At 41.4% G+C, this 14,560-nt stretch carries 14 protein-coding genes; 7 read left to right on the top strand and 7 right to left on the bottom strand.

Translation table 11 applies throughout. The features are described 5' to 3' along the window. Positions 1-143: 143 nt before the first annotated feature. Together ACMHKH_RS03075 and ppx are read right to left on the bottom strand one after the other, a co-directional pair. On the bottom strand, positions 144-947 hold the full coding sequence (locus tag ACMHKH_RS03075) for an acetyl-CoA carboxylase carboxyltransferase subunit alpha (protein WP_413519204.1): 804 nt from the start codon (positions 945-947) through the stop codon (positions 144-146). A gap of 252 nt (positions 948-1,199) precedes the next feature. Next, positions 1,200-2,726, bottom strand: a complete 1,527-nt coding sequence (gene ppx / locus ACMHKH_RS03070) for an exopolyphosphatase (protein ID WP_413519203.1) — start codon at positions 2,724-2,726, stop codon at positions 1,200-1,202. Positions 2,727-3,203: 477 nt separating this feature from the next. On the opposite strand from ppx, the gene ACMHKH_RS03065 reads away from it, so the two are divergent. Next, a complete protein-coding gene (locus ACMHKH_RS03065; protein WP_413519288.1) occupies positions 3,204-3,629 on the top strand; it encodes an Mpo1-like protein in 426 nt (141 codons plus the stop codon). Positions 3,630-3,722: 93 nt separating this feature from the next. Here the strand turns inward: ACMHKH_RS03065 and hemL are convergent, their stop codons facing one another. Together hemL and ACMHKH_RS03055 are read right to left on the bottom strand one after the other, a co-directional pair. Beyond that, positions 3,723-5,024 carry a glutamate-1-semialdehyde 2,1-aminomutase gene (gene hemL / locus ACMHKH_RS03060; protein WP_413519202.1) on the bottom strand — a complete coding sequence of 434 codons (1,302 nt, stop codon included), beginning with the start codon at positions 5,022-5,024 and terminating at the stop codon, positions 3,723-3,725. Positions 5,025-5,085: 61 nt separating this feature from the next. Further along, entirely contained in the window at positions 5,086-5,439 is a 354-nt protein-coding gene (locus tag ACMHKH_RS03055) for a zinc ribbon domain-containing protein YjdM (protein WP_413519201.1), read from the bottom strand. A 296-nt stretch (positions 5,440-5,735) separates the two neighbouring features. Between ACMHKH_RS03055 and ACMHKH_RS03050 the strand changes: the two genes are divergently transcribed. Together ACMHKH_RS03050 and ACMHKH_RS03045 are read left to right on the top strand one after the other, a co-directional pair. Then, the gene (locus tag ACMHKH_RS03050) at positions 5,736-6,503 is read left to right on the top strand and encodes a YgfZ/GcvT domain-containing protein (protein WP_413519200.1); all 768 of its coding nucleotides are present in this window, start codon (positions 5,736-5,738) and stop codon (positions 6,501-6,503) included. Between the two features lie 55 nt (positions 6,504-6,558). Next, positions 6,559-7,878 carry a D-amino acid dehydrogenase gene (locus ACMHKH_RS03045; protein WP_413519199.1) on the top strand — a complete coding sequence of 440 codons (1,320 nt, stop codon included), beginning with the start codon at positions 6,559-6,561 and terminating at the stop codon, positions 7,876-7,878. Between the two features lie 94 nt (positions 7,879-7,972). On the opposite strand, the gene ACMHKH_RS03040 is transcribed toward ACMHKH_RS03045, so the two are convergent. Beyond that, positions 7,973-10,183 (bottom strand): molybdopterin oxidoreductase family protein, encoded by a 2,211-nt coding sequence (locus ACMHKH_RS03040; protein WP_413519198.1) that lies wholly within the window; start codon positions 10,181-10,183, stop codon positions 7,973-7,975. Positions 10,184-10,673: 490 nt separating this feature from the next. Between ACMHKH_RS03040 and ACMHKH_RS03035 the strand changes: the two genes are divergently transcribed. The 4 genes from ACMHKH_RS03035 to ACMHKH_RS03020 all read left to right on the top strand — a co-directional run bounded on the left by ACMHKH_RS03035 (position 10,674) and on the right by ACMHKH_RS03020 (position 13,419). Further along, positions 10,674-10,877 (top strand): CsbD family protein, encoded by a 204-nt coding sequence (locus ACMHKH_RS03035; RefSeq protein WP_413519197.1) that lies wholly within the window; start codon positions 10,674-10,676, stop codon positions 10,875-10,877. A gap of 939 nt (positions 10,878-11,816) precedes the next feature. Beyond that, positions 11,817-12,455, top strand: a complete 639-nt coding sequence (locus tag ACMHKH_RS03030; protein WP_413519196.1) for a PepSY domain-containing protein — start codon at positions 11,817-11,819, stop codon at positions 12,453-12,455. A gap of 181 nt (positions 12,456-12,636) precedes the next feature. Then, positions 12,637-12,945, top strand: coding sequence for a hypothetical protein (locus ACMHKH_RS03025; RefSeq protein WP_413519195.1), 309 nt, complete (start codon positions 12,637-12,639; stop codon positions 12,943-12,945). A gap of 102 nt (positions 12,946-13,047) precedes the next feature. Then, on the top strand, positions 13,048-13,419 hold the full coding sequence (locus ACMHKH_RS03020) for a hypothetical protein (RefSeq protein ID WP_413519194.1): 372 nt from the start codon (positions 13,048-13,050) through the stop codon (positions 13,417-13,419). A 27-nt stretch (positions 13,420-13,446) separates the two neighbouring features. Here ACMHKH_RS03020 and ACMHKH_RS03015 read toward each other — a convergent pair whose 3' ends face one another. Further along, on the bottom strand, positions 13,447-13,758 hold the full coding sequence (locus ACMHKH_RS03015) for an NGG1p interacting factor NIF3 (RefSeq protein WP_413519193.1): 312 nt from the start codon (positions 13,756-13,758) through the stop codon (positions 13,447-13,449). 38 nt (positions 13,759-13,796) lie between these two features. After that, entirely contained in the window at positions 13,797-14,435 is a 639-nt protein-coding gene (locus ACMHKH_RS03010) for a DNA-3-methyladenine glycosylase (RefSeq protein ID WP_413519192.1), read from the bottom strand. Between the last annotated feature and the right edge of the window lie 125 nt (positions 14,436-14,560).

Below are 14,560 nucleotides of genomic sequence, written 5' to 3'. Positions count from 1 at the left end.
AAGTTTACTGGCAGATAAATTGATTGAAAGATAAATTAATTGTTATAAAAAAACGCGCCATCAAATGACACGTTTTTATTTTAACATTAAGAACAAGCATCCACTGCTAAAAGCTGCTCACTAGCTATTTACAATAAAACCTACTAGCAAGGTAACATCACTTCTGAGTTAAAAGATTTGAACTTCTGATAACGTAGCTCACAACGCTCGTGCGCATCCAAATCTTTAAGCTCATTCACTTGCTCAATAAGTAATGCCTTTAACGCATTCATCACTGGCTGTGGCTGCAGATGGGCACCCTCGCCTTCGTCGATAACGGCATCAATCAAGCCCATTTGATAGAGATTAATGGCATTTAATTTTAAGGCTTCACTGGCGTCTTGCGCTTTTTCAGCGGTTTTCCAGAGGATAGAAGCACAGCCTTCAGGTGAGATAACGGAATAAATACTGTTTTGTAGCATATTTACTTTATCACCAACACCAATGGCCAATGCACCACCTGAACCACCTTCACCAATGATAGTGACGATGATAGGGACTTTGAGGCTTGAAAATACAGCGATACTCTCAGCGATAGCCTGCGCCTGTCCACGTTCTTCCGCGCCAATACCAGGATAAGCGCCTTGGGTATCGACAAAGGTCATGACTGGAATATTAAAGCGCTCAGCCATTTTGACCAAACGAATAATTTTGCGATAGCCTTCAGGATTGGCCATACCAAAGTTATGAGCAATACGCTCACGGGTGCTATGTCCTCGGTGTTGACCAACAACCATCACTGGCATACCATTTAAGCGTGCAAGTCCACCAAGGATGGCCTTATCATCTGCAAAAGAACGGTCGCCATGCAACTCATCAAATTCGGTAAATAGCTGATTAACGTAGTCCATAAACAATGGACGTTTGGCATGCCGTGCAAGCTGAACGCTATCCCAGACGGTACTCATAGACGCTTCCCTTTCGTAATGATACTTAATAGAGTGATATCGAATAAAGTTAGGTTGAATAATGGGATTACTGTCATTACTAAAATCAGTACTAAAACATTAAAAGTACAGTTGTAAACTCAATAAAATCCATAATAACACATCTTATATGCTATAACATTACCGACAACACCGCTTTTGTTACGTTATTTTCAATCAAATTTCGGCGGTATCTGCATCGCTGTATCCATAGCAGTCTTAATAGTCAACCCTTTAAACCTCAACGACGCTCAGCTTGACGCCCCATTTGGCAAATTGTTCAATCTCAGTATGCAAGTCTGATAATAAGAAAGCGTAGTGCTCGCTGCTGTCACCGACCGTTATTTGCCAGCGGTTCTCATCCATCACTGTTAGCTCTAATGCTGGTAATTCATACTCACTACGACTGTGGTGCGCGAGCACTGCCAGACGTAGCAGTAAACACAAATAAACGAGCTGGTCACCGCCGATATTACAAGTCTGCTCTAACATATCAGCTTTCAGTTTACGGCGATGATTGAGCATCAACTGCGCCATACGCTTTTGGTCAACTTGCGAAAATCCTGGAATATCGGAATATTCCATCAAATAAGCACTGTGTTTGTGATAGCTGCTATGAGCAATCGCTAGTCCTATTTCGTGCAAAAACGCTGCTCGTCTGAGTAAATCCCCATCTTCGGTACTGAGCCCAAGTTTTTCTTGAACTTGTCCAAAAAGGCGACGACTGGTTTTGACCACTTGCTTGGCTTGCTTTTTATCGCCTGAATAGCGCTTAATCAATGCTAATACACTGCGGTCACGTACATCTTCACTGGCAAAACGCCCGAGCATGTCATACATAACGCCTTCACGTAACGCGCCATCGGAGTAAGTGATGGTTTCAACCTCAAGCACCTTCATGACCGCTCGTAACACTGCAACACCTGCTGGGAATACCGCTTTACGATGTTCTTTGACACCTTCTAAGTCAATATCATTAACGTTGCCAATTTTAAGCAGGAGTTTTTCTAACTTTTTAACCCCTTTATAAGTGATACGTTCTTGCTCATCCGCCCAGCCTTTAGAGACAAGGACATTACGCACCGCTTTAATCGTACCACTTGAGCCAATAACGCTACTCCAGCCTACCTTTTGGTAGCGACCATTAATTGCTAGCACTTCTTTACGCGCGCCTGAGATGGCATCATTAAAGGCTTCTTTGGTAATCAGTCCATCAGCGAAATACTTTTGAGTAAAAGCAACACAGCCCATCTGTAAGCTTTCGGTCAATAGCGGATCAAACTCTTGACCAATGATAAATTCGGTCGAGCCACCACCGATATCAATGACCAAACGCTTATCGCTACTGGCATTGGTGTGTGAAACGCCCAAGTAAATCAGACGCGCCTCTTCTCGACCCGCAATAATCTCAATAGGTTTGGGTAATACTTTATTAGCACGAGCGATAAAATCATTGGCATTTTTGGCTTGACGTAGAGCGTTGGTTGCGACGATACGGATACGCTCAGGAGGTACAGAATCTAATCGTGCTACAAAGCGGCTTAGACATTCTAGACCGCGCTTTTCAGCAGCAGCACCCAAAATATTATGCTCATCCAACCCTGCCGCCAGCTGCACTTTTTCAGACATAGATACTATTTTTCGCACCTCGCCATGATCAAGACGAGCAATGGCAAGATGAAAACTGTTGGAGCCAATATCAATGGCTGCCATCATTTCATCTTCTGCAAGTGGTGGGTTTTTTAGATAGTTTTTGGGCATAAGTGAGGTCATTACCGTGTCAAATAAGAAGGTGTTTAAAAGGGCTTATTCTTTTAAAAAAGAGAATACGTTAGTGATTATATTAATGCAAAAATAAGGGTTCTTATATGTAAAAACGCTACCAATCATGCAACTGCAAGCAAGTTTCGCCATTAAAACATTTATGCTAAAGAGTGGCAAGTAAACGACTGCAACCACCAAAAATTGACCGGAGATAGTATAAGCATTATTTAACTTAAAATACTGCCTCTGCCCTTAGCGCTTATTTGTCTAAAATTGACTTACTACGCTCGTTATTGTTTATACTATAATAGAGAACAAGCACTCAGCGATAAGCATTGATAGTCATTAATAACTATTATCGTATCAAGCTATTTCATGTTGCTATATTTTATATTGCTATTAAAACTCATCACGGATGGATGAGCAATACTCTGCAAGGAAGCTAAAATCATGAACAAGACCATTGATCACGGCATTAACCAGACCTCCACCAAAACATCACTAGACAAGACTACGACCTCAGAAACTAAAGCCGCTGAGAAAGTCGCTAATAACGCATTTGTTAAAGCAGACAACACAACCAAACAGAAATTCTATGATTTTTATCTCGATGAACATCAAAATATGACGTGTCGCCGGCTGCATTTTGCAGGTAGTAGCTTTGGCTTAATAGGCTTGGCAAAATCTGTTAAAAAGCGCTCAGCAAAACCACTTCTTAAAGGCATTGCTACAGGATATGCCTGTGCGTGGGTTGGTCATTTTTTCTTTGAACGAAATAAACCAGCTTCTTTTAAGTTTCCGTTAAAAAGCTTTGTAAGTGATTTTCGAATGTATGGCGATGTACTGCGCGGTAATTTGAGTTTAAAAGATAAGAAATTTGATAAAGTACGATCAAACTAAAACAGTTACTTATCATCAATAAAAAAAACCAGCATGATTTCTCATCCTGGTTTTTTAAGCGCGTAAGTTTTAAGTAATTCTTAAATAAACCGCTTACGCTTTTGCCATTTCTGCAAATATCTCATCAGCGGCTTTGATAGACGTTTCGATGTCTGCATCGCTATGCTTGATAGACATAAAACCCGCTTCATAAGCAGATGGCGCCAGATAAATACCGCGATCAAGCATGCCATGGAAGAAGGTGTTAAATACATTCATATCGCACTCGGTCACTTCATCGAAGTTTTCTGGTACGGTAGTTTCATTTTCTCTGACAAAGAACATACCAAACATACCGCCAAGCTTATTGGTGCGCAAATTAATACCATGCTTGTCCGCAGCCGCTTGGAAACCATCAACCAGCTTATCTACTTTCGCTGACAGCTCATCATAAAAACCATCGACGGTTAAGTCTTCAAACATCGCAATACCGGCACGCATCGCCAGTGGATTACCTGATAGTGTACCCGCTTGATAGACGCCGCCAAGTGGCGCGATACAAGACATCACTTCTTTTTTACCGCCAAAGGCACCCACTGGTAAGCCGGCACCAATGATTTTACCAAAGCATGTCAAGTCAGGGTCAATATTAAAATGCGCTTGTGCGCCGCCAAGTCCAACACGGAAACCCGTCATTACTTCATCAAAGATTAATACCGCACCATTGGCAGTACATTCTGCACGTAACGTATCGTGGAATTCTTGGGTCGGAATGACCATGTTCATGTTACCAGCGATTGGCTCAACGATAATGCAAGCAATCTCATCGCCCCATTTCTCAAAGCACTCTTTTATCGCTTGTGGGTCATTATAAGGCAACGTAATCGTGTGCTTAGCAAAATCTGCTGGCACGCCTTTAGACGTTGGTTCGCCGATATCGAGCATGCCTGAGCCTGCTTTTACCAGTAAACTGTCTGAATGACCATGGTAGCAACCTTCGAATTTGACGATTTTATCGCGTCCTGTATAACCACGCGCCAGACGGATGGCGCTCATGGTCGCCTCTGTACCTGAGCTGGTCATACGAATCATCTCAACGCTTGGGACGATATCGCAAATTGTATCAGCAACGGTAGTCTCAAATGGCGTTGGTGTACCAAAGCTTAGACCATCATCAGCGGCTTTTTTGACCGCATTAATCACTTTAGGGTGTGCATGGCCCAAAATCATCGGGCCCCAAGAGCCCACATAATCGATATAGGCGTTGTCTTCAGTGTCATAGATTTTGCTACCGTTAGCACGGTGCATAAAGATTGGTGTACCGCCAACGCCAGCAAAGGCACGGACAGGTGAGTTCACACCGCCGGGGATATGCTTACGAGCTTGGGCAAAAAGTTGTTCGTTTTTAGTACTCATAGTTATTCTCTAATTAAAAGTTCTCTATTTTTTATTCAAAGTAAGTCTGATATGTAATGTTTTAAGCTTTTTTAACCACTGACGATTTTAATTTCATTGGGCCATAACCATCAAGTCTACAATCGATATCGTGACCATCGGTAGCATCAGGCAATAGACGAATACTTTTTGCTTTAGTACCTACTTTGATCACGGTCGAAGAGCCCTTAACTTTTAAGTCTTTAATGACGGTGACAGCATCGCCATCTTGTAGCTCATTGCCGACTGCATCGCGAATAACTGCGTCTTGCTCTGCAGATTGTGCTGCATCGGTTTCTGCCGCTGTCCATTCATGAGCACACATGGGACATACCAACAACGCGCCATCTTCATACGTATATTCAGCATCACATTTCGGACAATTTGGTAAGCTCATAATTTCCTCGGCAGCCATCATAAATTAAGTTTATTGTAGAGCCTATATTGTACCGTAACTCGCCACCTTTCACCAATTCGTGCGCTTGAAACATGGTCGCTATACACAATCTAGGAGGAACAGTTTTCTTGACGATGACGTTTTTCATGACAGGAGTTTTTGTGGTACTCTTCTTAGCCTCATTTAATTTTATATTTGTTTATCTTATCATCGCAATCTGACGTATTATTTTTTGACACTTATCTTTACCCTTTAGTGATTTAACAAAAAAACCTCTTATTAGAAGGATAATAACAATGACTCAATCTATCAATACATCCACATTGCCGCAATTTTCCCAATTAACCATTCAAGGTGAGGATGCCGAAAAATTCTTACAAGGACAAATAACTTGTGATGTCACCAAACTCGGACTTAGCTATCAAGCAGCTGCTATTTGCAATTTAAAAGGTCGGATAGAATTTGGATTTTGGATAAAGAAGCAAGCGGAAAAACATTTTGACGTGGTTATTAGTGCCGATTGTGTGGATGCTCTGCAAGTACACTTAAAAAAATTCGGCGCATTTTCAAAGTTTGAAACCAGCTCGCCAACGCCCATTTATCCTTGCGTGCTCGATGAGATGCCGACCTTTAGCCATCAAAATGACCACAATACGCCAGAAAACACCCAAGCTTGGATGCAGTCTAGTATTGCCATAGGTAACTATTGGATCGTGGCAGCCACGCAAGGCGAGTTTCAACCGCAAGAGTTACGTCTGCATCAACGTGGCGGCATGGACTACGATAAAGGCTGCTACCTCGGTCAAGAAGTCATCGCTCGTATTTATTTTAAATCAGCACCTAAAGCGTTCTTGCACTATATAAAAGGAACAAGTATAAAAGGGTCAGGCGCTGTACCTACAGCCGGTGAAAAACTGGATAAAATCCAAGTGGTCAACGCTATCGCTAGCGCCGAAAGTTTTGAAGCATTGGTGGTTGCCCGTCCAGAATATCTTGCTGATAGTGATTTAACCATACTAGAATTACCGCTAGCTCTACAAGCTGATGTCGCCCGCCCAAAGTAAAGCCAAACGCTAAGCAGGCTCTCATTTACTTTCATCAATCGCAGCAGAGCAATCTATGACCCATATTGCGGTACTCGGAGCAGGCGTGGTGGGCGTAACCACCGCATGGTATCTTCGCCAAGCAGGCTATGATGTAACCGTGATTGAACGCGAATCCGCAGCTGGCATGCAGACCTCATTTGCTAATGGCGGGCAGATATCCGTCTCGCATGCCACGCCTTGGGCCAATCCTGCAACCCCGATGAAAGCACTTAAATGGTTATTTAAAGAAGATGCGCCCCTGCTTTATCGTTTGCGTGCTGATAAAGCGCAACTTAAATGGGCGATGCAGTTTTTGCAAGAGTGCCGCGCCGATCGTGCCGACGCCAACTTGGTACAAATGGTACGTTTGGGTCTGTATTCACGAACGGCACTGCAAAAACTGCGTACTGATATCGACATCGAGTACGAACAGCAAACGCGCGGTATCATGCACTTTTATACCAATCAAGCTGAGTTTAATGCTGCCATCGCGCCGACAGAGCGCATGCAAGCACTTGGCTGCGAGCGTTATGTGATTGACATCAATACTGCTGCCAGTCTTGAGCCAGCACTTTATCCTATTGCTCATAAGCTCAAAGGTGCGACTTATACCAGTAGTGACGAGTCAGGCAATGCGCACTTATTTACTCAGCGTTTAGCTGAGCGCTGCGTTGCGGCAGGTGTGCAGTTTTTATATGACACTGAAGTTTTAGCCATCAATGCAGATGCTCACTCTACTCGTCCGCACGTCCATAGTATTACTATTCGACCCAAAAGTGAAAACGCGCAAACATTTAGCGCTGACAGTCATGTCTTGGCACTCGGTAGTTATAGCGTAGCGCTGATGAAACCGCTTAACATACATCTGCCTATTTTCCCTGCTAAAGGCTATTCTGCGACTTATCAGATTAATCCTCGTGCTCCACATTTAGCGCCCTTTGTTAGTCTGATTGATGATGAGTTTAAGCTTGTGACCTCCCGTCTTGGCGATAAATTACGGGTAGCTGGGACAGCAGAATTTAATGGCTATAATTTAGATTTAAATAGCACGCGCTGCGCCGCCATTACTCGCCGCGTGCAGCAGTTATTTCCCAAAGGCATCATCGCTAATTCAGTGCAGTATTGGGCAGGACTACGTCCAATGACCCCATCAAATGTGCCATTAATAGGACGCGCGCATCTTGGTCAAGTTCGGCATGGTAGTCACAATATGCAAGCGACTTTTGATAATTTATGGCTCAATACTGGTCATGGTACACTTGGCTGGACGCATGCTTGCGGTTCGGCTAAAGCGATTAGTTTATTAATTCAGGGCGAGACACCACAGGTTAACTTTGATTTTGTTGGTATTTAAAATCTAGTCTAAGCCAACTAGAACGAAAATAAAAAGCGCTTATCATTACAGATAAGCGCTTTAATTCTAATTTTAACTATAGAACTATCTGTATTTATGCTGCGCTGTCCGACTCAGCTTTTAAACTTGAAATAGATTTTGAAATGTCTGACTTAGCAGCTTGTATTTGCACAGCTTCTATTGTGACAGGCACACCGTTCACAGCCGCATTACCACTTAGCCGATCGATTAAGGTATCATCGGTCAAATCATTGACACTGACACCGGCATGCGCCTGCGCGATTTTTTGTTTAACCCCTTTACGGCTGTGTCCAAAACCATGTGGAATACTGACGACATTAGGCATCAGCTCATCCGTCACTTCTGCTGCAATAATGACACTACCGACGCGTGAGGTTACTTTCGCATCCTGACCATCTTCGATACCATATTGCGCAGCCGTATCGGGATGCAACATGAGCGTACAGCGTGGCTTGCCTTTTACCAAGCGATGACTGTTGTGCAACCATGAATTGTTACTACGGACATGACGGCGACCTATCAATAACACCTGCTGAGCATCATAATCTTGCATCATCGCTTGCACACGCACCAAATCTGCTATATAAAAATCAACGTTAAGGTGAATCTGCTTATCTTTATGCTGTAAAGCTTGTGGCAGCATAGTTTTTAGCGGTCCCAAGTCAAGACCATGAGGATTTTTCTTAAGCTTATGTAGCGTCATGCCAGCATAAGGTCCACGCCGTAATCCCTGATCCAGCACAAACTTCGGTCCTAATTGCTTTATCAATAATCGCTCAGCTTTAGTCGTTAAAGATGCTTTTTTATCCAAACGCTTTGCCAACGCCAAATAAATTTGCCAGTCGTGTTTGGCGTTTTTATCTTTAGTAAATAGAGCTTTTGAGTATTTAGCGACGTTATGCACAGCAAAATTATTAAAGGTAACGTCATAATGGTCACGTTCAAGCGGCGATACTGGTGGCAAAATAATGTTGGCATGGCGGCTGGTTTCATTGACAAAATAATCAATAGCGACCATAAAATCCAGCTCAGCAAACGCTTTGTCTAGCTTTTCGCCATTTGGTGTACTCAAGACCGGATTGCCCGCCACGGTCATAAAGCCTTTTAACTGCCCCTCACCTGTGACCAACATCTCATCGCTCATGGCAACCACGGGATAATCACCATTAAAATCAGGCAATTTACTGACGCGGCTATGACGCTTACCCAAATAGCCGGGTCCAGAGTTATTCACCACATCGACTGCCGCATTTGGGAACATTAAACCGCCTATTTCGTCCAAGCGACCAGTAACGATATTAATAGCCATGATTAAATACTGGCTCAATAAGCCAAATTCTTGCACAGATACGCCCATACGACCGTAACAAACAGCGCTTTCAGCTTCACAAAACTCTTTAACAAGGCGTTTAATCTCGGTCGCAGTAATACCTGTGATACAGGCGACCGACTCTGCACTATAGTCTTTGGCAAAATCTGCCAGTTGTTCAATTTCTGGCGTAAATTTCGCAGCTCTATTATGGACTTTTGCTTTATCGGCATAGCCTTGTAGATAGATTTCATTGAGCATAGCGAGCAGTAGTAGCACATCAGTCGCTGGACGAATAAAATGATGCTCGCTTGCAATGTCTGCAGTTTCGGTACGTCTTGGGTCGATTACAACCACTTTACCAGCACGCGCTTTGATGTCTTTTAGCTTTTGGCGCATATTTGGCGCCGTCATGATGCTGCCATTAGACGCTAGCGGATTACCACCGATGATCAGCATATATTGGGTACGATTGACATCAGGCACAGGGATACGCAGCATATGCCCAAATAGGTGCATGCTGACAATATGGTGGGGCAATTGATCGACTGAGGTCGCTGAAAAACGGCTGCGCGTTTTTAAGCTGTTTAACAGATGCTTAATCGTTAGCATGCCACCCATATTATGGACGTTTGGGTTACCAAGGTAGACACCAAAAGCATTTTTACCGTATTGCTTTTGCACCGCGCCAATACCAGCTGCGACTTTATCTAATGCCTCAACCCAGCTGATTTCTTGCCAACCGTTAGCCGTTCTTTCAACTGGATGACGTAGACGGTCAGGATCCTCATGCAAATCTTGCAATGCCGTTGCTTTTGGGCAAATATAGCCTTTAGAAAATGGATCGTTCTTATCACCTTTAATAGATAACACTTTTTTGCCATCGTGCTTTATTTCAATGCCGCACATCGCCTCACACAAATTACAGGTTCTAAAATGTGTTTGTTCCTTGGATTTGACTTGTTCAGTAGCCACGGTTACGCTCCCTGTTGTGTTATATCAGCTATCAGCGTTGCTCTTAAATTTTTCTCAACAAATCGCTAATCAATTCCGTTTTAGGGCGTTACTTTCCGAAAGCCCATTCCCTCTACTATATCTCGCTACTGACCTAAGTCATAATAAAATCTGTGCACTCTAGTGACGCCACTGAGTTACGTACCTTGCTGACAAAACTCCTTAATCATTACATAAGTCAGCCATCCATAACATTGCTATAGTTTTTTTCATAATCGAGCAACAGTATCAACATTGTGCATACAGACAAAGCGCTTTGAAATTCATATATTGGTATCACAAGTTAGCTAATGGCTGATTGTGAAGTAAGTTATTTATCAGTAATAGCGTATTAGCAATAAAAATCATAAATAATAATCTGGATACCAAAAGCGTCATACAGGCTATTGATTTAACGCTTTAAATAATAGCTACTGTAAAGAACGCAATAATTAAAACAAGGATAACAGCAATGAACGAACATACTCTAAAAGGTGAATGGAACCAAGTTAAAGGTTCAGTAAAGCAGAAGTGGGCTGATCTGACTGATGACGATTTATTACACGTTGAAGGCAGCCGTGATAAGCTCGTTGGTAAAGTACAAGAGCGCTATGGTCATAGTAAAGATGCTGCTGAGCGTGAAGTAGATGCCTGGCGCACTGAAAACAAATACTAATCAAACAGAAAATCGTTTGAGCAAAAACCGCATTAGCCCTTAATGCGGTTTTTTTATGCTTTGTTTATTAGTAATTGGCTATAAAAAGTTTATGAGATATCAAACCCAAAGCTCAGACACGATAAAAACGCATAGCAATTACTTGTTATGCGGTTTTATTGTTAACTATCCTTGTTACCTGTCACCACTCTAATCGCTGCATCCTTGCAAGATTTGAAGTATATTATGACTGTCGGGCATCCTGCCCTTTTTTACACTATTGGCATTATCTGCCTTCAACACGGGTTATGTGTCCTTATTCCAATTGCTATTATCATCCTGATGCTAGCAGCTGAAGTATTATCCTTAACTCGGTCAACTCAATCCTTGAGTAACATTCCCTTATGCCGTGTGTGTATAGTGTCAAATTCTTGACCTAATGTTAAGTCGCGTAAGCGTCATTGCGTGTAAGCATATGCTTACGTCGGATAGATTCTGAATACAGTATAATTTAACTCATTGATTTTTATGTTTTTATTTTTTATAAATGAGATAGGATATTCTTTTATTTAATAAAAAATATAAGAGTGTTAGCGATATTTGTGATTTTAAGCAACACCTTAGTCACCCAAAGTATCGAATGCTTACGCAAGTATTTGCAAAATTTACAACTTCTTAACACCAACGACATGTAGTGATGATTTTTAAGTCTTAACATGTGTATGTAAGAAAATATTTCAAAAATTGTGATAATAAAGAACAAATATCGATAATATAGCATTATGTCTTCTTTATTATCGTTTTATAAAGCATCATCAAATAAAAAGTACCTTAAAGAGCCCATATAAAAGAAGTTTCCTTATACGTAACCTCCTACTATATAGCCCCATATCTACTTTCTAAAATTTTTAACCATTAAAAAGCATTATTGAAAACTGTCATATCATAGGAGATTTTATCGTGAAAATTTTACAACCTTGGTCATTTAAGACTGCACTCTCTGCCGGTCTTGCCATCACTTTGCTAGGAACTACTGTCGGTTGTGCGGTAGCAAGTCAGAATTATGATAATAATTCCGTATACAAAAATGGTAATTACGGCAACAATAACTTTGGCCGTATCAGCCAACAGCTTCGCCAAAATTTGCTTAGTCAAGGCTATCAGCCTATGGAGATCAAACCTGATAACTATAAGGGTAATGAGTCAATTACCGCCTACGCCAAAAAGAACAATCAACCTTATATACTTAAGTATACTTATCCTGGATTGAAACTGATTAGCTCAAGTAAAAGCGATTGGTCAAACGTCTGGCAAGATAAGAATCATAATAAAAACGGTCATAATGGTAACTACAATAATAATAACCGTTATAAAAATGATGATGTTGAAGATAGAATTAAAAGAGAAGCTCGTTACCCAGCTATCAAGCAGCGCGCCGTTACTAAAGTACAAGGTATGGGCTATCGCGTCAAAGATATCGAGCTTGAAGAAAAGAACAATCGTGGTGTTTTTGAGATTGAAGCCAAACGCGGTTCTCAAGAATATGAGATATTACTCAGCTATCCAGACTTAAATGTGATTAAAATTGAAAAAGACTGATCTTTGCTAACAGTGATTTATATACCATCACATTAAAATTTTGGCATCATTGTTGATTTGATGCCTTCGGTCAGATAAACCAATACTTGGTCTATTTGGCCTTTTTTTATAACGTCCTTTATTAGGCAATACTTAAAACCGTAATCGATGAAATATTAATAATACGATAGGAGCATTTATTATGAAAATATTAACTCTCTCAACCCTAAAAACAGCTTTCTCTGCCGGTATTATGGTTGCACTGTTGGGTACCGCTGTTGGTTGTACGACTGTGACACCAGGATATGATGGTCAAAAAGTTTATTACCTTCAAGACAAGCATCATAATAACGGCAACTATAATAATGATCGTTACAAACAGGGCAATTATGATAATAACGGGCATCATAAGAATAAGAATCATGAAGGCAAAAAAAAGAATAATCACTATAACAAGAACCGATACAGTAATAATGGTCGCTATAACAACAACCATTACCGTTATAGATAGAATGATATGCTCGAAGAGGTATTCTAAAAACTTTAAGTAGGCCTCTCATGTTAGTCGTAACTTAATTTAATCAATGAACACAGACGATGAGGAGTCTAAACTATGAACCGTAAATTTCTATTAAAAACTACCGCTGCGACCAGTATGGCTGCTGTACTATTGACTGTAATAACGGGCTGCGTCACCACGCCCGGTTATAATGCTTATGGCGACCTTTATGAAGATATTTATAAAGACAGTAGCGTCTATAAGAAACACAAGAAAACCATCAATAATATTGATAAAGACATTTATCGTCCTGCTATTGAGCAAAGAGCGGCAAATAAAGTCAGTAGCATGGGTTACCGTGTTGAAGATGTGAAATACAAAAAAGGCGACAGCAAAATAAAAGTAAAGGCGCGCCGCGGCGGTGAAGATTATAAAATTGAGATTGGCTATCCTGATTATAATGTGCTTAAAATAAAAGAAGACTGATATCTTGAAGCAAGAAGTTTAGAAATATTAAAAATCTAACACTTCAATCACATCATAAGCAGGCGTCTCATAAGGATGCGCCTGCTTTAATGCGCTGATAACCTCTGCAATATTAGCCTTAGCAACCACCATCTCAACGCGCCATTCGCTTACTTTCTGTAAACTGTCCTGTATACCTATATGCGGATTGCTACCTGCGAGTGGCATAAACTGCCCTATTCCCTGCACTTGCCAACAACACTGTTCATAATTGCCAATCTCACCAGCGCCCGCAGCAAATAAGGCAGACTTCACTTGATCTAATGCTTCTTCTGGTACAAAAACTGTGAGTTTATACATGTTGTAGCCTTATTAAATAGCAATATTATTAAATCCAGCTATTTTTTTGATAATGAAGGATGATCAGTCCATATATAGCGTAGTAACCAATCCTTTGCCTCACCTGCATAGTCGATACCGATACGTGGACGTAATGACAACGGTGGCTGACAGCCATCATCTTCAACCCAGACTTTTGACGTTGGAGTAATCGGTTTTCCATATAACGCTCGATCTATTTGTAAGATTTTCGTCAGCTTTCCTGGACCTGCTAGCCGTTTCATATGCTTTAACTGTTTGGATGCTACTAGCAATTGCTCTTCAACTAGGGGCTCACTATCTTCTGTTAAAAACCCTGCACGTATTAAAACGGCTTCTGGCGACTCCAACGGTCCACTGACTAAATTGAGCATATGATGAATGCCATAGGTCAAATATACATAAAACACCCCACCTTGGCTGTACATAATCTCTGTGCGCGGCGTCCGTGTACCTGCATGCGCATGACACGCTGCATCATCTTCACCAATATAGGCTTCGGTTTCAGAGATACGCATGCGTAATATTTTTTCCTTACCATCGCTATCGGTCAGCTGTCGGCACAATATTTTGCCAATTAAATCCGCAGCAACCACGCAAGTTGGACGAGTAAACCAAGATGGCGCCAAAACAATCGATGCAGCTTGAGACGGTAACATCAGTTATAACCTTTTCTATAAAAGTATACGTTTACACTCTATATCACAGCAGCATAAATTTAACATAAAAAGCCATTAAGGGTTGTCTAATGGCGCGCATCATTACCTATTGCAACTGACGCTAT

The sequence above is a fragment of the Psychrobacter glacincola genome, assembly GCF_965118485.1.
GTDB lineage: Bacteria > Pseudomonadota > Gammaproteobacteria > Pseudomonadales > Moraxellaceae > Psychrobacter > Psychrobacter glacincola_D.
Note: the sequence above shows the minus strand (reverse complement) of the source record. Positions and strands in the feature narration are given on the sequence as shown.